The organism is Streptomyces sp. NPDC004542, assembly GCF_040610035.1.
Lineage (GTDB): Bacteria > Actinomycetota > Actinomycetes > Streptomycetales > Streptomycetaceae > Streptomyces.
Genome location: NZ_JBEXLP010000184.1, coordinates 1 through 4,014 on the forward strand (window position 1 = coordinate 1; position 4,014 = coordinate 4,014).

Here is a 4,014-nt window from a genome sequence, read left to right on the forward strand (position 1 = left end):
CGTGGACCGCCTTGTCGGCACCCATGGACAGCGCCTTGCGCAGCGCGTCCTTGGCGTCCTCCGGGCCGACGGTCAGCACGGTGACCTCGGCGTCGCCGTCACCGTCGTGGTTCTCCGCGATCCGGAGGGCCTGCTCGACCGCGTACTCGTCCAGCTCGCAGAGCAGACCGTCCACGTCGTCCCGGTCGACGGTCAGGTCATCGGCGAAGTGCCGGTCGCCCGTGGCGTCGGGCACGTACTTCACACACACCAGGATCTTCATGCTTCAAGGCCTCCTCGCCTGACCAGCTGGCTCGCGATCACGTTGCGCTGGATCTCGTTGGTGCCCTCACCGACGATCATCAGTGGTGCGTCCCGGAAGTACCGCTCCACGTCGAACTCCGTCGAGTAGCCGTACCCGCCGTGGATGCGGACGGCGTTGAGGGCGATCTGCATGGCCGTCTCGGAGGCGAACAGCTTGGCCATCCCCGCCTCCATGTCCACCCGGCGTCCGGCCTCCGCCTCACGGGCCGCGTACAGGGTGAGCTGCCGGGCGGCCGTGAGGGAGGTCGCCATGTCGGCCAGGTAGTTGCCGACGGACTGGTGCCGCCAGATCGGCTTGCCGAACGACTCCCGCTCCTGGGCGTAGGCGAGCGCGTCCTCCAGCGCTGCCCGTCCGACACCCAGGGCGCGCGAGGCCACCTGCAGACGGCCGGTCTCCAGGCCCTTCATCATCTGCGGGAATCCCTGGCCCTCGACCCCGCCGAGCACGGCGTCGGCCGGGACGCGGTGGTTGTCGAAGGACAGCTCGCAGCTCTCCACGCCCTTGTAGCCGAGCTTGGGCAGGTCACGGGAGACGGTCAGGCCGGGTCCGTGCTCGACGAGCAGGACGGAGATGCCCCGGTGTGCCGGGCTCGCGTCCGGATCGGTCTTGCACAGCAGGGCGATCAGCTGCGAGCGGCGGGAGTTGGTGATCCACGTCTTCGACCCGTTGACGAGGTAGCCGTCGGAGTCCTTGTGGGCGACGGTGCGCATCGCCTGGAGGTCCGAGCCGCCGCCCGGCTCGGTCAGGGCCATCGTCGCGCGGCACTCACCGGTCGCCATGCGCGGCAGGTACCGCCGCTTCTGCTCGTCCGTGCCGAACTGCAGCAGCAGCTTGGCGACGACCGTGTGTCCTCCCATCGCACCGGCCAGGCTCATCCAGCCGCGCGCCAGCTCCTCGGTGATCAGGACGTAGGCGGGCATGGAGACGGGCGTACCCCCGTACTCCTCGGGAACCGCCAGTCCGAAGACGCCCAGTCCCTTCATCCGCTCGATCAGGGCTTCGGGATACGTGTTCGCGTGCTCCAGTTCCCGTACGACGGGTCGTACGTCCTTGTCGACGAAGTCACGCACCGTCCTGACGATGAACTGCTCGTCCTCGGACAGGATGTCGTAGGTGCCCATACGTGGTGCTCCTTGGTGGAGGGTGTGGGGTGGAGGGAAAGGCCAGGACGGCCCCGTCGGAAGGCCGCATGGCCCCGTCGGAAGGTCGGACGACCCCGTCGGAAGGTCAGACGACCCCGTCGGCCCGCAGCGTGTCGATCTCGCCGGGTTCGTACCGCAGTTCGCGCAGGATCGCGTCGGTGTGCGCGCCCAGGGCCGGCACGGGGCCCATGCGCGGTGCGACGCCGACCAGGTCGGCCGGTGGCAGCAGCGCCGGGACCGAGACTCCGCCCGGTATCCGTACGTCCCGCCACCGGTCGCGGCCGGCGAGCACCGCGTGGTCCAGGAACGCCCGTACGTCGTTGACCCCGGTGTTCGCGATGCCCGCCGCGTCCAGCAGTTCCCGGATCTCCCCGCTGTCCGACTCCGCGAACCGTTCGGCGATGACCGCGTTGAGTTCGTCGCGGTGGGCGACCCGGGCGGAACCGGTGGCGAAACGCGGATCGGTCACGAGACCGGGTGCTTCGAGGAAGCGCTCGCACAGAGCGGCCCATTCGCGTTCGTTCTGCACGGAGAGCAGGACGTCGTTGCCGTCGGCCGCCGTGTAGGCGCCGTACGGGGCGATGGTGGCGTGCTGGGTGCCGAGGCGCGGCGGCTGGGTGCCGGAGTGACGGGTGTAGTAGGCGGGCTGGCTGACCCACTCCGCCAGCGCCTCGAACAGCGACACCTCGACGGCACGTACGGCACCGGTCGTCGCGCGGGAGAGCAGCGCCGTGAGGATGCCGGAGTAGGCGTACATGCCGGCCGCGATGTCGGCGATCGACACGCCGACCCGGGCGGCGCCGTGCTCGTTGCCGGTCAGCGACACCAGACCGGTCTGGCACTGCACCAGCATGTCGTACGCCTTGCGGTCGGCCCATGGTCCGGTGCTGCCGAACCCGGAGATGGAGCAGGGGATCAGCGAGGGGAAGCGTTCCGCGAGGTCCGGCGCGCCGAGCCCGAGGCGGACCGCCGCGCCCGGGGCCAGGTTCTGCACGAAGACGTCGGCCCCGTCCAGCAGCCCCTCCAGGATCCGCCGGCCCCGCTCCGACTTCAGGTCCAGGGTGAGTGACTCCTTGGACCGGTTGAGCCACACGAAGTAACTGGACTCGCCGTGCACGGCGGTGTCGTAGCGGCGGGCGAAGTCGCCCTCCCCGGGGCGCTCGATCTTGATGACGCGGGCGCCGAGGTCGGCCAGTTGGCGCGTCGCGAACGGTGCCGCGACGGCCTGCTCGATGCTGACGACGGTGATACCGGAGAGGGGAAGACCGCTCATGAGATGCCTCCGAGGCTGGGGGAGGGGCGTCCTGGGAGCCCGCTCACCTCGTGTCCGCGGGCCTTCTGCGCCGCAGGCCTTGTGGCCCCGCGGGGAGTACCATCATGAGCGTTCATGGATCGGTCTGGAAAATAGCAATCCATGATGGATCTATGTCCCCGGCGCATGACAGGAGCGGCAAGCGTGGACCTCAAGCAGCTCAGTTCGCTGGTGACGGTCGCCGAGGTGGGCAGCGTGACGCGCGCGGCGGAACTGCTCCATCTCGTCCAGCCCGCGGTCACCCGCCACATCCGCACCCTGGAGGAGGAACTGGGGGTGGTCCTCTTCGAGCGGAGCCGGCAGGGGATGCGGCCGACGGCGGCCGGGGCGGTGATGGTGGACCGGGCCCGGCGCGCCCTCGCCGAACTGGACCGGGGCCGGGCGGAGGTGCGGCCGGCCCCGGGCGCGGTGACGGGCATCGTCACCGTCGGCCTGCTCGACAGCACGGGCGACCTGCTGGGCGAGCCCCTGGTGTCCGCGGTGCGCCGCGACCACCCGGGCGTGGAGCTGCGCCTGACGACCGCCTACTCGGGGCACCTTCAGGAATGGCTCGACGACGGTGTCCTGGACCTCAGCCTGCTGTACAACCTGGACAGCACCCCGTCGCTGAACGCCCAGCCACTGGTCCGCGAGAGGCTGTGGGCGGTGGCACCGCCCGGGGCGGGACTGCGGGCCGACCGCCCCGTTCCCTTCGCCGAGGCCGCCGCGCATCCGCTGGTCATGCCGGCGTCCGGTCACGCGCTGCGCACTCTGATCGACACGGCCGCCGCGCGCGCCGGGGCGCACATGGACATCTCCGTCCAGACGAACTCGATGCGGATGCAGAAGAAACTCGTCCTGGCGGGGCACGGCTGGACCGTGCTGCCGGGCCTGGGCATCGCCGAGGACGTCGCCAGGGGCGCCCTCGGCGCGGCCCCGCTGTGCGCACCGGACGTGTGGCGCTCGATCGTGCTCGCGATGCCCCGGGTGGGGCGGACGCCGCCCGCGGTCGAGGTCGTCGCGCGGGAGCTGGTGCGGCTGGTGCGGGAAGACGTCACACAGGGCGGGTGGCCTTCCGCCGAACTGCTCCCGGCGTAGCGGGCCGGCAGGGGAAGGTACGGGCGCGGACCGCAGGGCGGGGGTCGTGGGGGTGTGCGGGAGGGGCGGGCGGCAGGCCGGTGACTGAAGGCCGTGGGTCCGGCACGGCGGGGCGGCAGGGCGACGGAAGGCCGCCCGTCCGGCACGGTCGGGCAGCGGGGCGCCGGCCGGGCGGACGC

The 4,014-nt window shown here is 71.4% G+C and carries 3 protein-coding genes and 1 pseudogene; 1 reads left to right on the forward strand and 3 read right to left on the reverse strand.

Going from position 1 to position 4,014, the window contains the following annotated elements; all coding sequences use genetic code 11:
* The 3 genes and pseudogenes from ABZX30_RS37785 to ABZX30_RS37795 form a co-directional block, all read right to left on the reverse strand.
* Positions 1-262: pseudogene (locus ABZX30_RS37785) on the reverse strand (electron transfer flavoprotein subunit beta); the annotation flags it as partial.
* Entirely contained in the window at positions 259-1,425 is a 1,167-nt protein-coding gene (locus tag ABZX30_RS37790) for an acyl-CoA dehydrogenase family protein (RefSeq protein WP_355942890.1), read from the reverse strand. The gene ABZX30_RS37790 and the pseudogene ABZX30_RS37785, both read right to left, overlap by 4 nt.
* A 106-nt stretch (positions 1,426-1,531) precedes the next feature.
* A complete protein-coding gene (locus tag ABZX30_RS37795) occupies positions 1,532-2,719 on the reverse strand; it encodes a CaiB/BaiF CoA-transferase family protein (protein ID WP_355942893.1) in 1,188 nt (395 codons plus the stop codon).
* Between the two features lie 183 nt (positions 2,720-2,902).
* On the opposite strand from ABZX30_RS37795, the gene ABZX30_RS37800 reads away from it, so the two are divergent.
* A complete protein-coding gene (locus ABZX30_RS37800; protein ID WP_355942896.1) occupies positions 2,903-3,835 on the forward strand; it encodes a LysR substrate-binding domain-containing protein in 933 nt (310 codons plus the stop codon).
* Positions 3,836-4,014 lie beyond the last annotated feature (179 nt).

Excerpts from the sequence above, each read along its gene's own strand:
- ABZX30_RS37790 (WP_355942890.1), bottom strand. The coding sequence starts at position 1,425 with ATGGGCACCTACGACATCCTGTCCGAGGACGAGCAGTTCATCGTCAGG.
- ABZX30_RS37795 (WP_355942893.1), bottom strand. The coding sequence starts at position 2,719 with ATGAGCGGTCTTCCCCTCTCCGGTATCACCGTCGTCAGCATCGAGCAG.